Source organism: Rhodococcus ruber (genome assembly GCF_016804345.1).
Classification (GTDB): Bacteria; Actinomycetota; Actinomycetes; order Mycobacteriales; family Mycobacteriaceae; genus Rhodococcus; species Rhodococcus ruber.
In genome coordinates this window covers 4,734,936-4,757,906 of the sequence record NZ_CP044211.1, presented here as the reverse complement: position 1 = coordinate 4,757,906, position 22,971 = coordinate 4,734,936, and the positions used below count along the sequence as shown (strand labels likewise).

The window sequence follows — 22,971 nt, the reverse complement described above, 5'->3', positions numbered from 1 at the left end:
GCGCTCGGCGACCAGGTTCGCGTCATAGATGACCTCACCCCCGAGGAGTCGGTAGAACTCGTCGGAATCGACGCGGTGAGAACTCTTGACCGTCTCATTTGAGACTGGGTGGCAACATTTCGGCTAGTCTCACCGAAATGAAGTGGGGTCGAACCGGTTTCCGGGCAGTATTGGGCGCCGCGCTGTGTTCGTTTCTCGTGATCTCCGGTTGCTCGGGCAAACCCGAGGTCGAGAAGATCGAGGTCTCGCCGGAACAGCAGACGACGTGGCGTTCTGTCGATGGCGGCGTGACGGTCGAAATTCCAGGCTCCTCGGTCGACTCGGACGGCGAGCTGCGCATCGACGCGGCCACCACGCCGGACGGCCGCAGCGGTTGGTCGATCGAACTCGACGGGGCCGAGCTGACCGGTGACGCTACCCTGCGTTTTCCGGTGGGCGAACTCGAACCAGGTGAACCGGTTCCGACGGTCACCTATGCCGAGAGCCCGGAGTCCGAACCGACCGTGGCTACCGCCGTGCGCTATGAAAACGGCGAAATCATCGTCACGACCGATCATTTCTCGTTCTGGCTGGTCGACCGCTGGAACGACGTGCGCGCGTCGGCGGCTACGTGGCTGCGCGGACGATTCGACGACATCGCGAGCCTCGGATACGGGTCACCGCCCACATGCCCCGGCGAGAACGAGGTCCGTAAGGCAGGCTTCGATGTGACCAGCGATCAGGGCAAGCGCGTGTACTGGTGTCTCGGCCAGGACAAGGAGTCGCCGCTGTTGAAGGCGGTGAATGCGCGCGGTTACGGCGTCTCGGTGGAATACACTCCCGGCCTGGAGTTCACCGGCACGGACCGTAAGGACTGGATCGGGCACGCCGCCGACTTGCTACGTCCCGCACCGAGCCGATTGGGCAATCGCGTCGAGCTGCTACCCGCGGGCAGTGAGATCGAGTTCGACCTCGTCGGGCGCCGGGCATCCGACGGGGTGATGATCAAGCCGGACCCGGCGAGCTACCTGCTGACTGCGCTCGACTTCGGCGTCGGCACCTACGCGATGGCGATCGAGCGGGTGGGCGGGCGCGCCGGCGCCGAGAAGTTCCTCGAGGCGATGAAGGGCGCTACCTGCTTGAGCTCGTTCAGCAAACTGGCGGCCTCGGATCCCGCCGGTGCGGGCGAGCTGACGCAGTTCTTCGCCACCGCATTGAACATGGCGCTGGACTGTGCCGAACTTGCACTCGAGGAAGCGGATCTGGGCCCGATCCTGTCGACCATCGTAGCCCCGGTCCTGTGGGTGGTGGACGGGGTGCGCACCGTCATCGATGGCATTGTCGGCGCGGTGGAAGGCATAGATCACAACGGCTACCAAATCATCGTGAGCCGTCCGGTGGCAGACACGGAGGTCATCGATGTCGTTGCCGTCGACCGCACCGGTACCCCACTGCCCGGGTGGAGCGCGCGCAACCCGCGACGGACGGTCATCGACTGCCAGTACCCCTATCCGTCGGTATCCTCGCGCGGCGCCGATATCGTGTCCTGCGGTTCCACTGCAGACAGCGCACACACCTGCTGGATCCATCCAGACCGCAGATCTCTGACCTGCGGGATCGACGTATGGAAGCAGGAGTTCTTACAGTACCGGCTCGAAGAGCCCCTCGGCCCAGTGCCTGCCGCGACAGATGTGGCGCCCGAGTGGATCGAACTCGACGACGGCACCCACTGCTTCCGCAGACACGGCGGCGCGTGGGGCGGGCGAGCCGACGGTATGGTCGGCGCGTATCACTGCGAAGGCGCGGATTATTACGTCCTCGCCGCAGATGGCCCCGCGGTCGACACCGGAACCCGGCAGTGGACCGTCAAGGTAGGGGGACTAGGCAACCCCGACGAGGTTTTCCCCGCACCGAACGTGGTCGGGGTCGTGCGGGCATACTTCACCACCTCGCCTTAGGCGACGCAATATCGGTCACACTTGCGTCCGCGTTACCCATCGGCGACGAACTTCGTACACACTGGGTGTATGTGGTGGTGGGTTGCGGCGATCCTCGTCGCCTGGCTGATCGTCTCGGTGGCGATCGGCCTGGTGCTGGGCAAGGTGCTGCGCGTGGCCGACACCGAGGAATCCCTCGTCGAGATCCAGCGCGCCGAGCGCGAACGCGACCGTCACAGCGCCCAGTCCTGACCCGCGGAACGGCCCCGACCGGCACAAGATCATTTGTACTCGCGAGTAACTATCTATCGGACTAGTGTCTCTGTGTCGCCTTCCTGTCCCCCCTGCGAAGGCGACAACTCGCGAGCCGGTTACCCCCCATCACCGGCTCGCGTCGAGGCCCCGCCGATTCGCCACCACGGTCGGCGGGGCCTCACCTTCTTCGAGCGGCCGGCCGATACGCTCGGGCGGTGACCGAGCCGCGCACCGCACCCCGCATCACCATCACCTACTGCACGCAGTGCAACTGGCTGCTGCGCGCCGGGTGGATGGCGCAGGAACTGCTCAACACCTTCGGCACCGATCTCGGCGAGGTCGCGCTCGTGCCCGGCACCGGCGGGATCTTCGTCGTCACCGCCGGCGACCGGACGGTGTGGGACCGCAAGACCGACGGCGGCTTCCCCGACATCGTCACGCTCAAGCAGCGGGTGCGCGACGTCGTCGATCCCGAACGGGATCTCGGGCACGCGGACCGGGGGAGCGGAGCGTAACGAACGGTCACCCGAGATCCTCGATTCCCGTTATCGCTCTTGTGGTTTCGGGCGGGCGGATCCGAGGCCGAAGGTGCTGCCGTGCCCTGGGAACTCTGCGCGGCTTCGTTCTTCGCCGATGTAACGTTTCGGGGATTTGCCCGATTCAACCGACCGTCAGGTCTTTCCCTCTTCGAATCGAGGTCTTCGTGAAGCGTCTTCTCGCCGGCATCCTGGGCTGTGCCGCCATCACCGTCGCCGTACCGGCCACCGCAATTGCGGCCACCGGAAGCACCGATCTGCTTCCCCACCTTCTTCCCGCCGCGATCTGCGCCCTCACGTCCGGGTCCAGTCAGTGCGCTCTGGTTCCGCTTCCCGCGCCGGGCGGAGTGATCGGCGCTGCCGACCCGGCGCCCCTCGCCGTGGCGGGATAGGGCCAGACGCAGCTGCCGCGGACGTGCTCAGACCCCGACCGGGGCCCAAAGGATCGTTTCGGTCTCGGCCGGCTCGGCGGGCGCTTCCGCGGCGCGCGTCGGGCGGGACCGTTCCTCCCGGAGCCGGACGGCGTCACCGGCCACGACCGCGACCAGCACCGACAGCGCTGCCCACAGAACCAACAGGCACAAGACGATGTCCATGCGTCGAACCCTAAACGATGCCGGCAGAGTCCATCGTTTCGTCCGCGGCGACGGGCGCGGGCTGGAATAGTCCGCTGAAACGACACCGAGAGTGCAGATTGGAGGCGGGGGTGCGGGCGCGCGGGGCGCCGCCGGAAACAGACCGACCGACTCGCATGTGAGGCCGCCTCGGGTTACGGTGTCCCAGAACATTCCGACCGGGGGGTCGAAGTGGACGCCGCGACTTCTCGCGGAGACGCCGTACTCGAGGGAGCTTTGATGCAATCCGTTCTGAAGAAGACTGCCGTGACCGTGGCCGGGGTGGGAGCGCTCGCGCTGTGCGTGCCGGGGACCGCGTCCGCCGCAGGCAATCCGAACGTCTCGGCCTCGGGCACGCCGGGCTCGATCACCGTCGACTTCGACTTTGCCGGGGTCGACGTGTCCGCCGGCGTCACCTGCGTGTCGTACGTGTCGACCAAGCAGAGCGGCCTCGACGCCGCCGACCCGTCGGGCCGCGCGGACGCGCAGGCCCCGGGCTCGAAGTTCTCCATCGAGAACACCAGCACCTCCGCGATCACCTTCGTGCAGGACGGGCAGCCCGTCTCGCAGGGCCCGCAGCCCATCGCCGCCGGCACCTACTACGTGTACTGGGGTTGCCAGGACGCCGCCGGCACCCAGTGGGACAACGTCGGCCTCCGCTCCGGAGCGCCGTTCCAGGATCCGATCGTCGTGAACATCGCCGGTGACGGCGCCGCACCGGCGCCCGCGGCCCCGGCCGCCCAGTCCGCGCCGACCAAGTCCGAGGGCACCGTGCCGCAGTCCGAGACCGAGGACGGGCCGAGCACCGACGACATCATCGACACCCCCGAGGAGCTGATCGGTCTCGTGATCGATCTCTTCGGCGGACTGCCGGACCTCTCGCAGAGCTGATCCCGAGCGCCCGCTGGCGGCATCCCCGACGGGATGTCGCCACGGCGTGCTTCCGGGACGACGACTTCGTGCGCGCACGCCTCGCTCGTGCGTCGCACCGGGGAATCATGAATGCAGAACACGCACCGGATGCGGTGATCCTGGTCGGAGGCAAGGGGACACGACTGCGTCCCCTCACCCTGTCGGCTCCCAAGCCCATGCTGCCCACCGCCGGCGTGCCGTTCCTGACGCACCTGCTGGCTCGGATCAGGACGGCCGGCATCACTCACGTGGTGCTCAGCACCTCGTTCAGGGCCGAGGTCTTCGAGGAGCACTTCGGTGACGGCACGAGCCTGGGCCTCGAGATCGAGTACGTCACCGAGACCGAACCGCTCGGCACCGGCGGCGGAATCCGGAACGTGCTCCCGCAGCTGCGCGCCGACAACGTCATGGTGTTCAACGGCGACGTGCTCGGCGGCAGCGACCTGCGCGAGATCCTGCGCACCCACGAGACCAACGACGCCGACGTGACGCTGCACCTCGTGCGCGTCGCCGATCCGCGCGCCTTCGGGTGCGTGCCCACCGATCCAGAAGGACGGGTCACGGCGTTCCTGGAGAAGACGCAGGATCCGCCGACCGATCAGATCAATGCGGGCTGCTACGTGTTCCGCCGCGAATGGATCGAGAAGATCCCCGCCGGACGTCCCGTCTCGGTGGAGCGCGAGGTGTTCCCGTCGCTGCTCGTGGACGGCGCACGCGTGTTCGGTCACGTCGACGCCGCCTACTGGCGGGACATGGGCACGCCCGGTGACTTCGTGCAGGGTTCGTCCGACCTGGTGCGTGGCATCGCGCCGTCGCCGGCGCTCGCGGGGGAGTGCGGCGAGTCCCGCGTGCACCCCACCGCTCGGGTCGCGCCCGGCGCGATGCTGATCGGTGGGACCGTGATCGGCCGCGACGTCGTGGTCGGCGGCGGTGCCCGCCTGGACGGTGTCGCGGTGTTCGACGGCGCGCGCATCGACGCCGGGGCGGTGGTGGAGCGCTCGATCGTGGGATTCGGAGCCCGCATCGGGCCGCGCGCACTCGTCCGCGACGCGGTGATCGGCGACGGCGCCGAGGTCGGTGCCCGCTGCGAGCTGCTGCGCGGGGCGCGGGTGTGGCCGGGAGTCGTGCTGCCGGACGGCGGCGTCCGGTTCTCCACCGACGTGTAGTGACTTGCAGGACAAGCTGATCCGGTTTCGGGGAGGAGTTCGATGTATCCGCTTCGCGGGGCCGTTCGACACTATTCGTGGGGTTCGCACACCGCGCTGGCCGAGCTGACCGGCCGGCCCGCGCCGACCGAGGAGCCGGAGGCCGAGCTGTGGCTCGGTGCCCATCCGGTGGCCCCGGCGACGGTGGACACCGGGGATGCCACGGTGCCGCTGTGCGATCTCATCGCGCGCGACCCCGAAGGTCAGCTCGGGCCGGACTGTGCTCGGCAGTTCGACGGCCGGCTGCCGTTCCTGCTGAAGGTCCTCACCGCCGAGCAGCCGCTCTCGTTGCAGGCGCACCCGAGCCGGGCGCAGGCCCGGGAGGGGTTCGCGCGCGAGAACGCGGCAGGCATTCCGCTGGACGCCCCGCACCGGAACTACCGCGACGACAACCACAAGCCCGAGATGGTCGTCGCGCTGAGTCGATTCGAGGCGCTGGCCGGATTCCGGCCACCGGCCGAGACGGTCGAGTTCCTCCGCGACCTCGGGGTGTCGGAGTTGACGCCGTACGCCTCCGAACTCGGTGACAATCTCGATGCGACAGGACTGCGCGCCCTGTTCACCGCATGGATGACGCTGCCGACCAAATCGCTCGTCGGGCTGACGGACGCCGTCCTCTCGGGCTGCGAGCGCTACCTGCAGGACCGATCCGGGTCGGAGGACGAGTTCACCGCCGCGGCGCGGACCGCCCTCGAGCTCGGGCTCGCCTATCCGGAGGACCCCGGCGTCCTCGCCTCCCTCTTGCTCAACCGGGTGAGCATGGAACCGGGCGACGCCCTGTTCCTCCCCGCGGGCAACCTGCACGCGTACCTGCGGGGCACCGCCGTGGAGATCATGGCGAACTCGGACAACGTGCTCCGCGGCGGGCTCACCTCCAAGCACGTGGACATACCGGAACTGCTGCGCGTGCTCGACTTCGACTCGGTCGGTGTGCCGTGGGTGCGCGCCCGCCGCGACGGACACGAACGCCTGTACGCACCGCCCGTGCGCGAGTTCGAGTTGTGGCGGGTGGCGCTGGACGAGTCGGGAACGTCGGGACCCGCCACCACCCGAATCGGCGGCTCGACCCCGCGGATCCTGCTGTGCGTGCAGGGAACAGTGCAGCTGCGGTGCGGCCACCGGGTGCTGAACCTCCAGCGGGGGGAAGCGGCGTGGGCTGCGGCCTCGGACCCCGAACTCGTCGTCCAGGCCGCGAGTTCTGACGCGATGGTGTTCGTAGCGACTCCGTCGGTTCGGACCGGGTCGGTCTGAACCGGCCGATAGCGCCAACTCTTCATGCACTGTTGGTTCAGCCCTCAGCGTGCATCGGTGTGCTGCACACCCGTACTGGGTACCTCTGAGAGCATGCGCTGCACAGTCTTCGGCACGGGATACCTGGGCGCCACTCATGCCGCCTGCATGGCAGAACTGGGGCACGACGTCCTGGGCGTCGACATCGACGCCGGGAAGATCGCGAAGCTGACGGCGGGGGAGGTGCCCTTCTTCGAGCCCGGACTCGACGAGGTACTGCGGCGCAGCCTCGAGAGCGGACGGTTGCGTTTCACGACGTCCTACGCCGAAGCCGCCGACTTCGCGGACCTGCACTTCATCGGCGTCGGCACCCCGCAGAAGAGCGGCGAGTTCGCCGCGGATCTGTCCCAGCTGCATGCGGTCGTCGACGCGCTCGCCCCGCTCCTGACCCGTCCGTCGCTGATCGTCGGGAAGTCGACCGTGCCGGTCGGAACGGCCGAGCAACTGGCGGAGCGTGCCCGGAGCGCCGCACCGGCCGGCGACGACGTCGAGGTGGCGTGGAACCCCGAGTTCCTGCGCGAGGGGTACGCCGTGCGCGACACCCTCACCCCGGACCGGTTGGTCGTCGGGGTCGACCGCAGTCGCGGCGGGCAAGCCGAATCGATGCTGCGCGACTTCTACGCGTGCCAGATCGCCGACGGCGTGCCCTTCCTGGTCACGAACATCGCCACCGCCGAACTCGTGAAGGCCGCCGCGAACGCGTTCCTGGCAACGAAGATCTCCTTCATCAACGCCGTCGCCGAGGTATGCGACGCGAGTGGCGCGGATGTGGTCGAACTGGCCGATGCGCTCGGCTACGACGCCCGGATCGGACGGCGATTCCTCAATGCGGGACTCGGATTCGGAGGAGGGTGCCTCCCGAAGGACATCCGGGCGTTCATGGCGCGGGCCGGCGAGCTCGGCGCCAACAACGTTCTCCACCTGCTCCGGGAGGTGGACGGCATCAACATGGGGCGCCGCAGCACCATGGTGGAGATGACGAGGGAAGCCTGCGGCGGATCCCTCCTGGGCACCCGGATCGCAGTTCTGGGCGCGGCCTTCAAACCCGACTCGGACGACGTCCGGGACTCGCCGGCACTCAATGTGGCCGGCCAACTCCAACTGCAGGGCGCAGCCGTGACGGTCTTCGATCCGAAGGCAATGGAGAACTCTCGACGGCTGTTCCCCACCCTCGCCTATGCGGCCGACATCCCCGAAGCGTGCAAGGGCGCCGACGCGGTGCTGGTGCTCACCGAATGGCAGGACTTCAAGGACCTGGACCCGGAGGAGATCGGCGCAGTCGTTCGGGCGCGCACCGTGCTGGACGGGCGCAACTGCCTCGACGCCCAGCGCTGGCGCTCCCACGGCTGGCGCTACCACGGCATGGGCCGGTAGAAGGGACCGACAGGTCCGCGGGTGGCCGACCCTTACTGCAGGGCGTCGGGCGCGGCGTCGGGATCGATCTGCTTGAGCCGGTCCGTCAGCCATGACCGCAGCATCGGGCCGTACTCCGGGCTGGCAAGGGCGGAGTCGACACAGGCACGTAGATAGCCGCCGGGATTGCCGAGGTCGTGCCGCGAACCACGGTGGACGACGACGTGGACGGGGTGGCCCTCGTCGATCAGCAGTGCGATGGCGTCGGTGAGCTGGAGTTCCCCGCCCACTCCGGGCGTCACGCGACGCAACGCATCGAAGATCGCGCGATCGAGAAGATAGCGCCCGGCCGCGGCGAGGGTGGAGGGCGCGTCCTCGAGCTTCGGCTTCTCGACCATGCCGAGCACCTTCATCACATCGGGGTTCGCGACACCGGGAACCTCCTGGACTTCGAAGATGCCGTACGAGCTGACCTGAGACTTGGGCACGTCGATGGCGCAGAGGACGGTGCCGCCGCGCTTGGCGCGCACCCGGGCCATCACCTCGAGGACGCCGCAGGGCTGGACGAGGTCGTCGGGAAGGAGGACTGCGATGGCGTCCTCGTCGTCGTCGAGAGCCTGTTCGGCGCACCCGACGGCGTGCCCGAGTCCGAGCGGCTCGGCCTGCACGACGGATTCGACGTCGAGCAAACTCGGTGCCTTGCGCACCTTTTCGAGCAGGTGGTGCTTGCCCTTCGCCGCCAGGTGATTCTCGAGGACCAGGTCTTCGACGAAGTGCGCGACCACGCCGGCCTTGCCCGGCGCGGTGACGATCACCAGGCGGCCCGCACCCGACTCGGCGGCCTCCGACGCGACCAGTTCGATACCGGGGGTGTCCACGACGGGCAGGAGTTCCTTGGGGACCGTCTTGGTGGCGGGCAGGAACCGCGTGCCCATACCGGCAGCCGGCACCACCGCGGTCTTGAATACGCACGGATTCTCGGCGATCAATTCGCCCATGGCGACACCTCGTCTCTCGAATAGGGCAAATCGGATATTCGTCTGCGGGAGGTACTCATGTCATAAAGAATGTCGCTCGGAATAGGCACGCACCGAGCCGTTGCGGGGCGGGGGAGTCACCGCAGGAATGCGCGATTGTGCGAAGTTTAACCCATCGGGCGAAATTCGCGACTTCGCTCGTACGACTCAGTGGGACGCCCGGGCTGACGCTCACGCTCCGTCGAAGGCTGCTCCGGGTCAAGGCAAGTCGGACGTGCCGGCCGACGTTCGAGTGACCGCCTCGCGCGGCCGTGCCCGGGAACGGGCCAGGATCATCCGCTGAAAGATTCGAAATCCTGGCACGAAGAGTACCGGTTCTGTATCAGCTTTTGACCCTACCGCCTGTACGTTCCTGTGAATTGGTCGTGCGTCCAACTCGGGGCCCGCCCGGCGATGCGGAATAGCCGTGTGTGACATTTCACACTGTAACGACGAATCGCTTGCGACCGAATGGCATACGCGTCTACGGGGGTAACAAACCGTCTGACCTGGTACTTCCTGAGAAGCTACTGAGAAGTAGGCAGTCTTCGCAGGTCAACGTGTGGCATCACCGGTCTCAGCCGTGTCCCGATCGAGATGCAAGTCGCTGCTGAATGTCCCAATATGTTCCTTACCGAGGGCAACGCAGGTTTGAGATGTGTGCGGTACGGGGAGGTAGTTGCACACCATCGATGCCGTCCGCGTGTTCCGCCCGAGGTGATCGCACCAGTACGGGCACCTCGCCCGTGTGGGGCTCGGGGAGGGAACGGAATGGAATCAGCAGTGGACCAGTCGGACCGGGTGCAAGCCGCGGCCGACTCCACGACGGAGGTGCCGGCAAGGCACGGCCCCTATCTGGTCGGAGACCGCTCCGGCAACACCCGATGGTCGTGGCAGAGCGGGTACGTCCGCCGTCTCTTCTGGACCGATAGCGTCATCGTCGTCTTGGCAGTCGTCCTGGCGCACGTCGTGCGCTTCGGGCACGCCGATCTGCTCGCGGCAACCTCGTTCAGTGAGGTGAACTACGCCGTCGTGTCGGTGTGTCTGGCTGCGGGGTGGATCGGGACTCTCGCACTCTTCCGCACCCGGTCGCGCCGCGTCATCGGCAGCGGGTACGAGGAGTACCAGCGCGTAATTTCCGGAACGCTGCGGCTTTTCGGTGCAATCGCGATCGTCTCGCTGGTATTCAAGCTCGACTTGGCCCGCGGCTACCTCGCCATTGCGCTGCCTGCCGGGCTCATGATGCTCATCTTCAGTCGATGGATGTGGCGGCGCGTCGTGGCACGAAAGCGGAGCCGCGGCGAGTTCCAGACGTCGGTCCTCGTTGTCGGTGGCGAGCACGCGGTACGCCTCATGACGCGGACATTCCAGCGCGGAGCATCCGACGGCTATCGAGTCGTCGGTGTCTGCGTTCCGCGCTATGCCGGCGCACGCGGTGAGTCCATCGAGGTGGACGGAAACCGGGTCGCGATCTACGGCGACGAACGTTCGGTCGTCGACGCCCTGGCCGAGTCGGGCGCAGACACCGTTGTAGTGACGGCCACCGAAACCCTCGGCCACGAGGGCATCCGCGACCTGGTCTGGGAACTCGAACCGTACGAGGCCGATCTCGTCGTCGCCACCGGCGTCGTGGACGTTGCGGGTCCGCGTATGGAGATGCGACCCGTTGCCGGCCTGCCGCTCATACATGTCGAGAAGCCCAGCTACCACGGCGCCAAGCGAAGCGGAAAGCGCGCGTTCGACTTGGCCTTCTCGCTCACGGCTCTCTTGCTGTTGGCTCCCGTGTTCGCTCTCGTGGCGCTCGCCATCAAGCTGGACAGCAAGGGCCCGGTGTTCTATCGCTCCGAACGCATCGGTCTCGACGGCGAGCCCTTCGGCATGATCAAGTTCCGGTCGATGGTGACCGACGCCGACAAGCAGGTGACCGCGCTCCTTGATCGAAACGAGGGTGCTGGGCTCTTGTTCAAGATGCGCGACGACCCGCGGATCACCCGTGTCGGCAAGTTCATTCGTCGATACAGCGTTGACGAACTTCCTCAGTTCATCAACGTCGTCCGTCGCGAGATGAGCGTCGTTGGGCCCCGGCCGCCCCTCCGCCGCGAGGTGGAGAACTACGACGGAGTGATCCGTCGTCGCCTCCTCGTTCGACCCGGCGTGACGGGACTCTGGCAAGTTAGCGGACGTTCCGACCTGTCTTGGGATGAGTCCGTGCGTCTTGACCTGTCGTATGTCGAGAATTGGTCCATGATCAGTGATCTGTTGATTATCGCAAAGACCGTTCGCGCAGTAGTCGGTAGCGATGGCGCGTACTGAAATCAGCTGCAAGACGAAATGGCGAGGTAACTGGTGATGCGTATCGCCGTATTTGGCACTGGATATCTGGGGGCGACACATGCCGCCTGTATGGCCGAATTGGGACATGAAGTCATTGGGGTTGATGTAGACGCAGGCAAGCTCGCCAAACTCGAAGCGGGTGAGGTGCCGTTCTATGAGCCGGGACTTGAGGACGTCCTGAAGCGCAACCTGAAGGCAGGTCGGCTGCGGTTCTCGTCGTCATATCAGGACGCTGCCGAGTTTGCGGATGTGCACTTTATCGCTGTGGGTACGCCCCAGAAAAAGGGGGAATTCGCCGCCGACCTCACCTATGTGGACGCTGTCATTGAATCCCTTGCACCGTTACTCACCCGGCCGGCGATAATACTCGGTAAGTCGACAGTTCCAGTAGGTACGGCATCACGATTGGCCGCGCACGTACGGGCACTAGCGCCTGCTGGCGAATCCATCGGGCTGGGCTGGAATCCAGAATTCCTTCGAGAAGGGTTCGCCGTCCAGGACACCTTACATCCCGATCGATTGGTCCTCGGCGTTGCAGACGGTCAGGCCGATGACGTTGAAACCGCGGCCCGTGAAGTCTACCGGACGCTGCTCGACGAGGGCACTCCGTTCTTGGTCACCAATTTGGCGACCGCAGAACTCGTAAAAACTTCCGCAAATGCGTTTCTCGCGACAAAAATTTCATTCATCAATGCAATGGCAGAGGTGTGTGAAGCGGCAGACGCAGATGTAACAGTTTTGGCCGATGCCATCGGTTTTGATGTACGGATCGGTCGCCAGTTCTTGAACGCTGGTGTTGGCTTCGGAGGGGGATGTCTGCCCAAGGACATCCGAGCGTTCATGGCTCGAGCAGGCGAACTGGGAGCAGATCAGGCGCTCACCTTCCTGCGCGAGGTCGACAACATAAATATGCGACGACGAACTCGAATGGTTGAGATCGTTCGGGATTCAGTCGGCGGCTCGCTTCTGGGCACACGAATCGCTGTGCTGGGAGCAGCATTCAAGCCAAATTCTGATGATGTTCGGGATTCTCCAGCGCTGAACATTGCCGGCCAGCTGCAACTGCAGGGCGCATCAGTAACTGTCTTCGATCCAGAGGCCATCGAAAACTCACGAGTCGTGTTCCCGACGCTTGAATACGCGGCGAGCATAGAAGAAGCGTGCAATGGCGCAGACGTTGTAGCTGTCCTCACCGAATGGCGGCACTTTCGCGAGCTGACCCCGGCAGATTTGCGGACGTATGTCAGGCAGCCGTCTATTATCGACGGCCGGAATTGCCTCGATCCCCAACAGTGGCGCAGTGAAGGGTGGAACTACCGGGGTGTGGGCAGATAGGTACAGCGTCATTCCAGTTGCTCCAACGGACCACTTCAGCGCAAACATGACGCGATGCAAATTCATAGAAAGACGGGAAATCACTAATGACGAGGGAACCGCAGAATCCTCCGGTGATCGTCTTGTCAACCGCGGACTTCAAGGCACCAGTGTGGACGAATAAGCAGCACATTGCTTCACGTCTGGCGCAAGACCGAGATGTATACTATGTCAATTCGATGGGGCTGCGGACTCCAAATCTCAATTCCGCAGATGCTCGCCGCATCGCGGCCGGTTTGTCCACGAGAATAAAGCACGCAACTCGGCGTTTCACACCGCGGAGCCGGGAGGATCATACGTGCGAGCCTGGCTCGCCGCGCCAGATCGATCCGCAGGTAATTCCGGTGCACACCAGTTCAGTCATAAGGCGGACTAATCGCGCCCTTCTCCGAAACCAGCTCAGGCGCATTGTGCCAGACATTGAGAGTGCAATATTGTGGACCTTCAGCCCTCTGACCTACGGCATCGAAGACCTCGCTCATCGGACCATATACCACAGCGTTGACCTCCTACATAAACTTCATGGAGTTCCATCCGATCTCATTCTTGCAAAAGAGTCGCAATTAGTCGCGAAAGTCGATGCAATTGTCGCGAGTAGCGTTGGCGTCCGGGATCACCTGCAGAATACTCAGCGTGCGCGGTCGGTTCGTCTGTGGGAAAACGTGGCTGATTTCGATGGAATCTCAAGCGTTACTGCTGTCGAGCGACGCCCGAAAGCGATATTTGCAGGAAATCTGACACCTCAGAAAGTCGATTTTGTGCTGCTACAAAATCTGGCGGATTCCGGAGTTGAACTCGCGATCGCAGGTCCACGGGATGTTGATGGAACGAAGGGGGGCACACAGGTTGACGCCCTTCTTCGACACCGTAACGTTCACTACCTCGGCAACCTGGGGCCAGCCGCACTTGCGAACGCGCTCAATTCCGCAACAGTGGGACTGATTCCGTACGTTTCCAACGGCTACACCAATGGTGTCTTTCCAATGAAGGTCTACGAGTACCTCGCCGCTGGGCTCGCGGTTGTAGCCACTCCATTGCCAAGCCTTGCGAATATTTCGTCGAGCGTCGAAATCGCCGATCGTGCGGGGTTTCTAGAGAGCGTGAAGAACAATATTCAGATTCCGCATTCGGACGTCATCGCGTCACGACAGCGGACTGCCAGCGCTAACTCATGGTCATCTAGGATGCGACAGATCGAATCCTTGATCGGTGATTTGACGTGCGCAACCAGACCCTGACGACACGGGCGCGAAAGCGCATATCCAATTTCTCGTCACTTCGGAGCATACTCGCATATGGCATGAACCCCGCCGTAGGATTGATGACGGGGCCCGTACTGGCTCGTATGCTCGGTCCGAACGGACGGGGGGAACTGGCTGCACTCCTCCAACCGCTAACAATGGCCGATAGCGTAGCTGCGCTCGGTGTTCCCACCGCCATCGTCTACTTTCTCAATCGAGGTAATCCGAGCGATCGCACAATGAAGATCGCATACTCGGTGGTAGCGGTATCTTCCTTGACCGTATATCTGTGCCTCGCCTGGTACGCAGGAATACTCACATCTGATTCCCAGTTGCCCGAAAGCCAGGTTCTCCTACTCTGGACAACAGTGATTGTGGGCGCCTTGGCAAGCTGTCGCCGTGCGCAGCACGCAGCGGCAGCGAACTGGGCAGTACTGGACGCGGAACGCGCAACGTCCGCGATATTGCGACTTACCACAGTACTTGGCTTGGCCGGCTTCGGAATCACCAGTTCGACGTTATACGCAACTGCATACCTCGGTGCCGGAATATTGGCCTACGGTGTACTCCTTTATCCGACACAGTCATCGGCGAACGTCGAACGACACACTGTTGGTTTGTCAGAATTCCTCCGGTTTGCATGGGTGAGCGCGGCAGCGGCCGTAGCAATGACAGCGAGTGCCCGGCTTGACCAGATAATGCTTCCGATATCAGGCTCGATGGAGGAACTCGGATACTACTCGGTCGCGGTAACGGTAGCGGAGATACCTATGATCGCAGCTGCCGTCGGTGCGCGCAACATCCTCACGGACGCCACTCAAGGCCACACGACGTTGAGCGCTCTAAGGCGGGCAACGCTTCCGATTTTGACGTGTGCTGCGGCTTCTACCCTTGGTGCGATACTTGCCCGTCCTGCTATCCCAGTTCTATTTGGTCCCCAATTCAACGGCGCCGTAGCGCCTACAGTAGTCCTGTGTATCGGAACCATATTTGGCGGTATCACTGCAATTGCGGTTTCCTATCTTGCGGGAATTGGAAGACCAGCGTGGTCGTCCGTGTCCTACGCCTCCGGAATTGCACTTACTCTGCTTTGCTTCGGATGGGGATGGCGGCGAATCGACGCGGTCGACGCCGCGATAATTGCAACCGCAGCCCAAATGGTGACGGCTACTACTGCGATTCTGTTTATGCGTCGTGCGCATCAGCAAACTTTGAGGGAGCGTACTGCATTCGGGGAGGATGCATATGAATGAGTTGGATCGTGTAAACGTATCTATAGCGCATGACTATTTGTTGCAGTGCGGCGGTGCTGAACGCGTTGTTGAAGTCTGGGCACGTCAGTTTCCGAAGGCAAGAATATCAACGCTCGCTTACAATCCCGAGGCGACATTTCCGACGTTCTCCAACCGAATCATCCACACAGCGCTTCCGAATAAGTCGATTTTCCGAAATATTGAACCGCTGTTGCCGGTCCTTCCGTCGCTGAGTCGTCGGACGAGAATCCAGAATGCTGACCTCGCGATTATCAGTACCTCCGGTTTTGCGCACCTGTTTGACCGTGATTGTCCTGCGATCGTCTACTTTCACAGTCCCGCGCGCTGGCTTTACGCTGCAAACCACTATAGGATGGGGTTATCAATCCCCAAACGAATCGGACTAGCTCTTGCGACGCCGATACTGAAAGCACTCGACAAGATCGATGTCGGCCCAGCGACATCCTTTGTCGCGAACAGTCGAGTCACTCAAGATCGACTGCGCAACGCGTATGGGATCGATGCGCCTGTCGTGAATCCACCAGTTAATGCTATTGCGGCGCAGTATGAAGACCTTCCGGCGGTGGTACCCAGCGAGTACATCCTCACCGTGGCTCGACCGCGAGGCTACAAGAACGTCGACTTGGCCTCGAATTGCGCGCGGATCTTGGGAATACCTCTAGTCGTCGCCGGATCGGGTAGCGAAGGCTATTCGGACGGGAAATGGACATATGGAGTCGGCCGAGTCAACGACGGAGTCCTGCGTTCTCTTTATCGGAATGCACGCGCTCTGATTCTTACGGGATTTGAGGATTTCGGCCTGACTGCCGCCGAGGCGAACTATGAGGGTACACCAATTATTGCAACGCCGGTCGGCGGCTATTTGGAGACCGTAACTCCAGGGGTAAACGGATATCTCGCCGAGGATGAATCAGTCGGTGCGTTGGTGTCGTGCGGGAAATCCGTTTTGGAAACTTCGTGGCACGAACTAGACCACTTCGCGTCCGAACGGTTTTCTAATGCAACGCACTTCAGAGAGCTTGGCAGATTGGCCCAGGAGGTTATGGCACATGGCTGAAGAATGGGCCGGCAGGCACGCCGCTCAGTGGACCGAATGGCATGTAGTGCCACGAGGCGACAGATACATCGCAGAAAATGGTTCGGCTATCCTCGGGGTATGTAAGGCGCTCAGTGAGGCAGCTCAGGAATCGGGCGTGGACTCTACTGTGATTGTCGACCGCGACGCAGAACATCAGGCCGGTCCATACGTTAGGGCAATTCGATATCACGGTATTCGTGAATCTCGCATTGGGCGTTTAGTTGGCAAGGCACGACTCGTAGGTCTCGGAACCGGATACGCGGACGGTCTAGATATAGACTACTCCGGAGATTCACCCGCCGTAATATATCTCCATAATCGACCTTGGGCGGTCGGTGCATTCAGGGAACGGTTCCCAGACGCTTTTATTAGTCTGTATCTTCATAACTCTACGATGCGTGGGGTTCCTCCGAGAAGTATCAGAAGGTGCATCTCCAACTTCGATCAAGTTGTGTGTGTGAGTGACTACCTAAGAAATGATCTGATCCGCCGCGCAAAAATTGATAATGGCATGACTGCTGCCAAAGTCATTGTTGTAAACAATGCGGTCGATAGCACCCGATTCTCGAAGGTCACTCCAGTGGATTGCGATGTGCTCTACGTGGGTCGAGTTATCCCGGAGAAAGGGCTCAAGGTACTTCTTGACTGTCTCACGGATGTCCGTCTTTCTAAAGTGCGAACGAAAGTACTTGGGGGCCACACATTTCTCCCGGGAAATTTATCAGATTACGAACTCGAATGCCGCAACATCGTCGAGTCAAACAAGTTGCATGTCGAGTTCCTAGGTCCTCTCTCCCCGTCTCGCGTGCCCGAATTCATGAACAGATCGAAAATACTGGTCGTTCCGTCGACATGGGACGATCCGTGCCCGCTTGTCGTATTAGAGGGACGGGCAAGCCGCGCGGCGGTGGTTGCATCTCGCGTGGGTGGAATCCCAGAGATCGGCGATTGTAGTCGCGGCGTTGTTCTCTTCAATCGCGGGGACTCGCTAAGTCTTGCAGACATCTTGGTCCGTCTCCTGCGAGATGAGTCAGCGCGGCTCCAGATCGTGACCAATGGTCAGAGTACCGCACGAGCCTGGACGTGGGGTGACGCCTACGCACAGCTGCGCGCCTCCAGGCAAACTACGAGCCCAGCGCGGTCGATCGCGCGTGAAACCGAGCGATGAGCCGAAGCGGAAGGTCCTCGATGAGCAAAGGCCGTATCCAGGACCAAGCGTTTTCGCCTGTGTTTCCGATGGTCGGATTGGCGATTGTGGGGATTTGCGGTATCGCCACGAACGGCAGTACGTCGAGCCTCATCGTTTGGGCATTTGCCGTCCTTTGCGTTTCGACTGTCTACTCGGTAATTCGTTGGCTCCGCTGCGCAGGTTCCGATGTCGTGGCACCCGCGGTGGTAGGGCCGTTGATGATTGCGCTCGGTTTTATTCCGATCGTCCTTATCCCCGTGTTTGCCCAATCATCCGGTATTGTCGGCTCAAAGCTGGCCAGGGCGGGGCTCCCCATTGACGAGGCTCTGGACGCAAACATCTGGTATGTAATTGTATTGTCTGTCTCCCTGGCCTTCTGTGGTGCCGGCGCATTGTGGGGCGGAATCTACTGCATGACAAGAGGCCGCCGCTCTTTTCAAGGCAAATTCTTTGCCAGCGGTGAGGGATCACTCGTTCGTCGTACACACACCGTCTTCGTGGCTCTTGGTATTGTCGGGTACTTCGCTTCGCTGGGGCTGGGACTCTCCGATGGTGCAGAAAGTCGAGGTGCTGAGGACGGTAGGGGCCTTGAGGTTATGGTCGGATGGTTTCTTCCTCTTTCGATATCCATGGGGTTTGCATACCGACATTTTGGTTCTCGGCGGAGATTGGCGGTTTCGCTATTTGGCTGCGCACTCCTGCTCCTTGGGGGAGTTAGAAGTCCGTTCTTGCTGATTCTTGTTGCCGTTGTTGTGGGGTCGCTGAAGTCGCAACGTTTTGGAATCCGGGGTAATGAGCGTACTTCGTATCGACTCGCATTGCTAGCCGTAATCGGAGTCGGAATGGGCTTGGTCAGTGCATTTATTTCTCAGTGGCGCGGCAATCAGATTGCTGGAGAGAACCAGACTGTAACATCTCTGATTGGAGAGATATTCGGTAATCCACTCAGTGCGGTGGCGAGAAGCGGACTCGATAGCTACGACGGTATCCGGCTCGCATTTATCGCGCGGCGCTCCGGATTGGAGGGATCGGCGTTTGATCCACTGAAGGGTATCGTTAATCTCGTCCCTCGATCAATCTATCCAGATAAGCAGCAGTGGTTGGGGAACCAGCTTACGGAGGAATTGCTCGGATGGGGCAAGGGAGGAATATTCTTGTCTGGGATGGGTTATTTCTACTTCTTGATGGGATCAATTCTTGTGGCATTTGCGCTTGTGTTCGCTGTGGGATTCGCGGTCGGTTATATCGAGGTTGCTGCTGGCACGAATCTTATTGCAGTGACTCTTGTTGTGTACTTCGTCCTTCGATTCCTCATGGGCGGCGATGCCTTCGATCTACACCATGTCTTGATGCTGTGTATCGTCTGCATCCTTGCAACATTCGCGGTGCGGATTTCAACGTTCTTGTTTCCTATATCGTCAACGGACGGTGGGCATAAGGTGTCGTTTGGCGGTTCGCTGGCACTGGAACGGAGCGGTTAAATCGGAATGGGACCAAGAATCTTGTTGGTTTCTCGCTCGACTGTCGGGCATGCATGTGCAGGCGGAATGGAACTTTCGCTTGATGGCCTGGCGAGAAACCTTAAGTCCGCGGGCTGCTCCGTTGCCATCTTAACGACCTCCGGAATTGTTGACTCGTCCGCGATTTCAGTCTTTGATTCTGTTTTCGCGGTTCCTGTAAAATCGCCTGGCCGGTATTCTCTTCGGTGGTGGTCGGGGAGTCTGCGGTATGCGGTGCGACTGCGCTCCGCATACGACGCAGTTGTTAGCATCAGTTCGGCAGGCTCGGCGTTCTTGATCGTGCCGAACCGCCCGATGGTTGTTGCCCAATGTCATGGGACCGCGATTGCTGAAGTACGGTCGTCGATCAATTCACTCGGGCTCCGGGAAGTTGCGAAGATCGGCTTGAATCTTGGAAGGGCGATTCGGGAGTTCGTTGCATATCGGAGGTTCGACGCTGTGATTGCGGTCTCAGACGAGGTGAGTCTGCAGTTGCGGCGCTTTCCCTACCGCGTGATGGAGTCGCGTGTGCGTATGATCCCGAATGGCGTTTCCGTCAGCGATTTGCACTTTGACGCGGGCCTACGCGAAGCTGCACGCCGTAACTGGGGCGTAGGTGAGGAGGACAGCGTGGGGCTAGTTCTTTCTCGTCTACATCGACAGAAAGGGGTCGATCTTGCAATCTCGGCCTTGGCGTTAGGACAATCGAGTAATCGCGTGTTGATAATTGCCGGTGATGGGCCTGAGAACGCTTCCCTGAGGATGCTGGCGTTGAGGCTGGGTGTCCTCGACCGAGTTAGGTTTGTTGGTCGACTGGCTCGAGACGAGGTGGTGTCAGCGTTGTCGGGTGCGGATGTATTTGTCTTCCCAACGCGCCGCGTGGAAGGTCTTCCTCTTTCTCTGCTTGAGGCGCTTGCGAGTGGCCTTCCAGTAATTACGACGCGTGGATGCAATGTTCCGAGCGATCTTCGGACGTCTGTGTTCGAAGTTGACTGTATGCCGGCTCGCATTAGTTCTGCGTGGGACGATTGCGCTACGGCGGGGGGTGTGACGTATTCCGGTCGTCCGCCTAGGTCATCACGATTACCTCCACGGTACTCAGAGAGTGTCATGGAGCGTGATTACGTAGAGTTCATCACGGCAAAAATTGGCGAGGGAATCGTCAGCCCGAGTTTGAATAGAGAAATGGACTGACCGAATTGATTGAACGTTCTTGGTATCTTGCTATTGAGCTTCAGAGGCGAGGGCATTCTCGGGCTTCAAGGTTAGTGAAGGGTATGATCTATCTCTTCAATCAAGCTGTTCTGCCACCAGAAGCTATTGTAGGCAAGGGTCTTTCCCTTGGGCACTTCGGGAGCGGCGTCACGGTTCACCCTAATGTTTCGATTGGGGACAACGTGAGGATCTGGCACAGAGTCACGTTGGCGGTTAGCGATCGCCCTGGCTCAGCGACACGTCTGTGTATTGGCGATGGTGTGACTATTGGTGCTGGCGCAGTCGTAGTTACGCCGTTTCGGACGGGTCTCACGGTCGGTCAAGGCGCGATAATTGGCGCGAATGCTGTTGTTACGAAGGATGTTCCGGCTGGAGCGGTCGTAGTTGGGAATCCTGCCGTAGTGAAGCACTTTGTCGGTGAGGGAACGTCTGATCAGTACCGCTAGGTACGTGCGTCGAGGTTCAGCGGTGTTTGTTGCTGCGATTCGCGATATCGCCTGCGATTGGATCTGGTTGAGTGCGGAAGGTGGGTGTTCTTATTAACCCGGAGGTGTTTCGTAGTCTTGTGTTCATGTGCTCTCTCTTCGCTTCTGCGGCGTGGTGTCTGGCCCGACCCGTTTTACTGTCAAGCATGGCGCTGTCTGTCGCCTCAGTCCTTTGGCTGGCGCTGAACGGCTCGCTGGAAGGACGAGTCCTGTACGTGCTTGATCCCCGTCATGGCCTTACCGAATCGGATCTACTTTCTCTTGTTGGATTCGGCATCGCGGGGTGGGGATTCATGGTTACCTGGCGTCGTTCGCGTCGTGCCGGTCGGAAGCGGCAGGTATGAGTCGGTGGGCCGCTTCTAGCCGCAGGAAGGTACGGAGACGCTCACCTTGGGCTCATCTATCAGTGGTTGCACAGGGATGACAGCATCGCCAGCGGTGGTGGGTTCGGTCAGTTGAAATACGATCTCGGCCGTTTCGCCCCGAGGGATAGGCAGCTGCACGCTGTGCACGGGGTGGCCGAATTCCTTGCCGGTAAAGCTCATTGCAGCAGTCCCATCTACTGTCACCTTGTCGAGGGTGGCCCCCTGCGTGGCAACCAATGATAAGTCTGTCAGGTTGGATCCAAATGGTGCGCCCACTGGGTTGTCAAACATGCCTGCCACGTAGTTGGTGAATTCACCCTCAGGCAGATCGTTGGTCAGCCGCACCGTCACGGTGGAGTTCCGGGTTGCGCCATCACACGGGCCGGCGGTGTATTCGATCGACCGCTTCAGGTAATAGTCCAGCTTGTTTCCGCCAAGGTTGTTAACCACGACCCCGGCATACGGCGCGGGGTCATCGGGGACTGTATGACCGAGCGGCGTTGCTGCCAGGACGCCCTGCTCGTCGGGGTTGGCACTCCACACGGCAAGGCGGCCTTCGCTGACTGCCCGGCCGAGCGCTTCGAGGAGGGCTTGAGGCCGGCTGATTGTGCCGGTCATCTTTTGGACAACGGCCGCTGCGACGTTCTCCAGGTACTGTTTGCGGGCGGAGTTGTCGTCGGCAAAGCGGGCGTACGCAGTCGATTCAGTGAGCTCCACAACGTTGTCGGCGGTGATCTTTTCCCCGTCGGGCAGCGCCACCGGACCGACTACCTCAAGAACGTAACTGAGCGCGACCGGATCCGTGGCGACAGCGCCATCGACACGTTCGCCCGACTCTTGCTGCCAGAGCGATTGCCAGATCTGAGCTGCGTACGGAAAGTGAGGGCTAACGTTGCTGTTCACAGCGCGTGTTGTCGGCTGACTGTGGCCGTATGTCCGGTGGAAGTCCGCGCCCAGGTCGATCGGCTGGAACGGCCCGGTGAAATCGCGCCTGGATAATTCGTCGACCCGTACCGCGCCGTCTGCGGCACGCACGATGCCGAACCCGCCGAGCAGTCCGCCCGTGCCTCGCGCCTCGGCGTTGGTCTGGAAGCCGATGAAGTAGCTGCGCGGCCCGTCGGCGCCCAGCATGGCCGGCGCGATTTCGGCCGCGAGGGAAGTGTTGTGGAGCAAACCGGACAATTCGCCTGTCTGGTCCTGCAATTGGGTGCGTGCGTCGTCGATCAGGCCCAGGTAGGTGCCGTCGATGTCCTGCGCCCGGGCGTCCAGTTCGGCGGCCGCGGCCGCGGTGGTCTCGAGGACCGGTGCGGCGTCGCGCAGGGCCGCGAGGTTGATGCGGGCGCCGTCGAGGATCAGCTGATCGGGGGAGACGGCCGAGCCGGCGTCCACGGCGGGCACCAGAACGTCGGATGTGAGACCCGTCACAACGTCGCTCATCTGCTGGCTCGAGGCGAACGGGCTGCCGAGCCACGGGATCACCGCGGCGATGCTCCATGGCAGCGAGTGGGTGGAGTCCTGCGCCTGCTTCGCGTACTTGTCGGCGTCGCCAGCGGTGCGCAGGGCCGTCTCGGTATCACCGGCCAGCAGGGCATTTTTCGAACTCGTCGCGTACTCCCGGGCCTGTTCGAGACTCGACTTGGCCTGCAGCCCTTCGTAAGCCAGCCAGACGCCCATCCCGCCGACGACGACCGCTCCTGCGGTGCAACCGATCGCGATGTTCCGGCGCTTGCGGCGCTCCTGTGCGATCTGCTCGTCGGTCTTGCGCCGGCGCACCTTGCGTCGGCCTGGTTCCGGCGAAAGTGACTCGTCGGTAACATCGT

General features: G+C 62.0%; 19 protein-coding genes. 16 read left to right on the top strand and 3 right to left on the bottom strand.

The window, feature by feature from the left end; genetic code table 11:
- Positions 1 to 137 precede the first annotated feature (137 nt).
- The 4 genes from F1734_RS21735 to F1734_RS21720 all read left to right on the top strand — a co-directional run bounded on the left by F1734_RS21735 (position 138) and on the right by F1734_RS21720 (position 3,099).
- Positions 138 to 1,937 (top strand): hypothetical protein, encoded by a 1,800-nt coding sequence (locus tag F1734_RS21735; RefSeq protein ID WP_234420107.1) that lies wholly within the window; start codon positions 138 to 140, stop codon positions 1,935 to 1,937.
- Between the two features lie 69 nt (positions 1,938 to 2,006).
- Positions 2,007 to 2,168, top strand: coding sequence for a hypothetical protein (locus F1734_RS21730; protein ID WP_017681462.1), 162 nt, complete (start codon positions 2,007 to 2,009; stop codon positions 2,166 to 2,168).
- A gap of 218 nt (positions 2,169 to 2,386) precedes the next feature.
- Positions 2,387 to 2,686: an Rdx family protein gene (locus F1734_RS21725; RefSeq protein ID WP_048774033.1), complete on the top strand. Its 300-nt coding sequence runs from the start codon at positions 2,387 to 2,389 to the stop codon at positions 2,684 to 2,686.
- A gap of 188 nt (positions 2,687 to 2,874) precedes the next feature.
- Complete coding sequence (locus tag F1734_RS21720) at positions 2,875 to 3,099, top strand: hypothetical protein (protein ID WP_203011044.1); 225 nt, start codon at positions 2,875 to 2,877, stop codon at positions 3,097 to 3,099.
- A gap of 27 nt (positions 3,100 to 3,126) precedes the next feature.
- On the opposite strand, the gene F1734_RS21715 is transcribed toward F1734_RS21720, so the two are convergent.
- Positions 3,127 to 3,303 (bottom strand): hypothetical protein, encoded by a 177-nt coding sequence (locus F1734_RS21715; protein ID WP_203011043.1) that lies wholly within the window; start codon positions 3,301 to 3,303, stop codon positions 3,127 to 3,129.
- A gap of 258 nt (positions 3,304 to 3,561) precedes the next feature.
- Between F1734_RS21715 and F1734_RS21710 the strand changes: the two genes are divergently transcribed.
- The 4 genes from F1734_RS21710 to F1734_RS21695 all read left to right on the top strand — a co-directional run bounded on the left by F1734_RS21710 (position 3,562) and on the right by F1734_RS21695 (position 8,102).
- Positions 3,562 to 4,212 carry a hypothetical protein gene (locus F1734_RS21710; RefSeq protein ID WP_010593302.1) on the top strand — a complete coding sequence of 217 codons (651 nt, stop codon included), beginning with the start codon at positions 3,562 to 3,564 and terminating at the stop codon, positions 4,210 to 4,212.
- Positions 4,213 to 4,319: 107 nt separating this feature from the next.
- On the top strand, positions 4,320 to 5,399 hold the full coding sequence (gene manB / locus F1734_RS21705) for a mannose-1-phosphate guanylyltransferase (protein ID WP_203011042.1): 1,080 nt from the start codon (positions 4,320 to 4,322) through the stop codon (positions 5,397 to 5,399).
- A gap of 42 nt (positions 5,400 to 5,441) precedes the next feature.
- Positions 5,442 to 6,689: a mannose-6-phosphate isomerase, class I gene (gene manA, locus F1734_RS21700; protein WP_203011041.1), complete on the top strand. Its 1,248-nt coding sequence runs from the start codon at positions 5,442 to 5,444 to the stop codon at positions 6,687 to 6,689.
- 93 nt (positions 6,690 to 6,782) lie between these two features.
- Complete coding sequence (locus F1734_RS21695; protein WP_203011040.1) at positions 6,783 to 8,102, top strand: UDP-glucose dehydrogenase family protein; 1,320 nt, start codon at positions 6,783 to 6,785, stop codon at positions 8,100 to 8,102.
- 32 nt (positions 8,103 to 8,134) lie between these two features.
- On the opposite strand, the gene F1734_RS21690 is transcribed toward F1734_RS21695, so the two are convergent.
- Complete coding sequence (locus F1734_RS21690; RefSeq protein ID WP_203011039.1) at positions 8,135 to 9,079, bottom strand: UTP--glucose-1-phosphate uridylyltransferase; 945 nt, start codon at positions 9,077 to 9,079, stop codon at positions 8,135 to 8,137.
- 801 nt (positions 9,080 to 9,880) lie between these two features.
- On the opposite strand from F1734_RS21690, the gene F1734_RS21685 reads away from it, so the two are divergent.
- From F1734_RS21685 to F1734_RS26585, 8 genes are all read left to right on the top strand, one after another.
- Complete coding sequence (locus F1734_RS21685) at positions 9,881 to 11,410, top strand: sugar transferase (RefSeq protein ID WP_203011038.1); 1,530 nt, start codon at positions 9,881 to 9,883, stop codon at positions 11,408 to 11,410.
- Positions 11,411 to 11,440: 30 nt separating this feature from the next.
- Positions 11,441 to 12,766, top strand: coding sequence for a UDP-glucose dehydrogenase family protein (locus F1734_RS21680; protein ID WP_203011935.1), 1,326 nt, complete (start codon positions 11,441 to 11,443; stop codon positions 12,764 to 12,766).
- 701 nt (positions 12,767 to 13,467) lie between these two features.
- On the top strand, positions 13,468 to 14,043 hold the full coding sequence (locus F1734_RS21675) for a glycosyltransferase (protein ID WP_203011037.1): 576 nt from the start codon (positions 13,468 to 13,470) through the stop codon (positions 14,041 to 14,043).
- Positions 14,025 to 15,299, top strand: a complete 1,275-nt coding sequence (locus F1734_RS26595) for a lipopolysaccharide biosynthesis protein (RefSeq protein WP_420803900.1) — start codon at positions 14,025 to 14,027, stop codon at positions 15,297 to 15,299. The genes F1734_RS21675 and F1734_RS26595 overlap by 19 nt, the downstream gene beginning before the upstream one ends.
- Positions 15,292 to 16,377: a glycosyltransferase gene (locus F1734_RS21665; RefSeq protein WP_203011035.1), complete on the top strand. Its 1,086-nt coding sequence runs from the start codon at positions 15,292 to 15,294 to the stop codon at positions 16,375 to 16,377. The genes F1734_RS26595 and F1734_RS21665 overlap by 8 nt, the downstream gene beginning before the upstream one ends.
- On the top strand, positions 16,319 to 17,566 hold the full coding sequence (locus F1734_RS26590; protein ID WP_420803899.1) for a glycosyltransferase family 4 protein: 1,248 nt from the start codon (positions 16,319 to 16,321) through the stop codon (positions 17,564 to 17,566). Before F1734_RS21665 ends, F1734_RS26590 begins: the two co-directional genes overlap by 59 nt.
- A gap of 20 nt (positions 17,567 to 17,586) precedes the next feature.
- Positions 17,587 to 19,068: a hypothetical protein gene (locus F1734_RS21655; protein ID WP_203011033.1), complete on the top strand. Its 1,482-nt coding sequence runs from the start codon at positions 17,587 to 17,589 to the stop codon at positions 19,066 to 19,068.
- 6 nt (positions 19,069 to 19,074) lie between these two features.
- A complete protein-coding gene (locus F1734_RS26585; RefSeq protein WP_420803898.1) occupies positions 19,075 to 20,280 on the top strand; it encodes a glycosyltransferase family 4 protein in 1,206 nt (401 codons plus the stop codon).
- Positions 20,281 to 21,145: 865 nt separating this feature from the next.
- Here F1734_RS26585 and F1734_RS21640 read toward each other — a convergent pair.
- Positions 21,146 to 22,924 carry a DUF4012 domain-containing protein gene (locus tag F1734_RS21640; protein ID WP_203011930.1) on the bottom strand — a complete coding sequence of 593 codons (1,779 nt, stop codon included), beginning with the start codon at positions 22,922 to 22,924 and terminating at the stop codon, positions 21,146 to 21,148.
- Positions 22,925 to 22,971 lie beyond the last annotated feature (47 nt).

Excerpts from the sequence above, each read along its gene's own strand:
- manA (WP_203011041.1), top strand. The coding sequence starts at position 5,442 with ATGTATCCGCTTCGCGGGGCCGTTCGACACTATTCGTGGGGTTCGCAC.
- F1734_RS21690 (WP_203011039.1), bottom strand. The coding sequence starts at position 9,079 with ATGGGCGAATTGATCGCCGAGAATCCGTGCGTATTCAAGACCGCGGTG.
- manB (WP_203011042.1), top strand. The coding sequence starts at position 4,320 with ATGAATGCAGAACACGCACCGGATGCGGTGATCCTGGTCGGAGGCAAG.
- F1734_RS26585 (WP_420803898.1), top strand. The coding sequence starts at position 19,075 with ATGGGACCAAGAATCTTGTTGGTTTCTCGCTCGACTGTCGGGCATGCA.
- F1734_RS26590 (WP_420803899.1), top strand. The coding sequence starts at position 16,319 with ATGCAACGCACTTCAGAGAGCTTGGCAGATTGGCCCAGGAGGTTATGG.
- F1734_RS21665 (WP_203011035.1), top strand. The coding sequence starts at position 15,292 with ATGAATGAGTTGGATCGTGTAAACGTATCTATAGCGCATGACTATTTG.
- F1734_RS21715 (WP_203011043.1), bottom strand. The coding sequence starts at position 3,303 with ATGGACATCGTCTTGTGCCTGTTGGTTCTGTGGGCAGCGCTGTCGGTG.
- F1734_RS21730 (WP_017681462.1), top strand. The coding sequence starts at position 2,007 with ATGTGGTGGTGGGTTGCGGCGATCCTCGTCGCCTGGCTGATCGTCTCG.
- F1734_RS21655 (WP_203011033.1), top strand. The coding sequence starts at position 17,587 with ATGAGCAAAGGCCGTATCCAGGACCAAGCGTTTTCGCCTGTGTTTCCG.
- F1734_RS21710 (WP_010593302.1), top strand. The coding sequence starts at position 3,562 with ATGCAATCCGTTCTGAAGAAGACTGCCGTGACCGTGGCCGGGGTGGGA.
- F1734_RS21695 (WP_203011040.1), top strand. The coding sequence starts at position 6,783 with ATGCGCTGCACAGTCTTCGGCACGGGATACCTGGGCGCCACTCATGCC.
- F1734_RS21735 (WP_234420107.1), top strand. The coding sequence starts at position 138 with ATGAAGTGGGGTCGAACCGGTTTCCGGGCAGTATTGGGCGCCGCGCTG.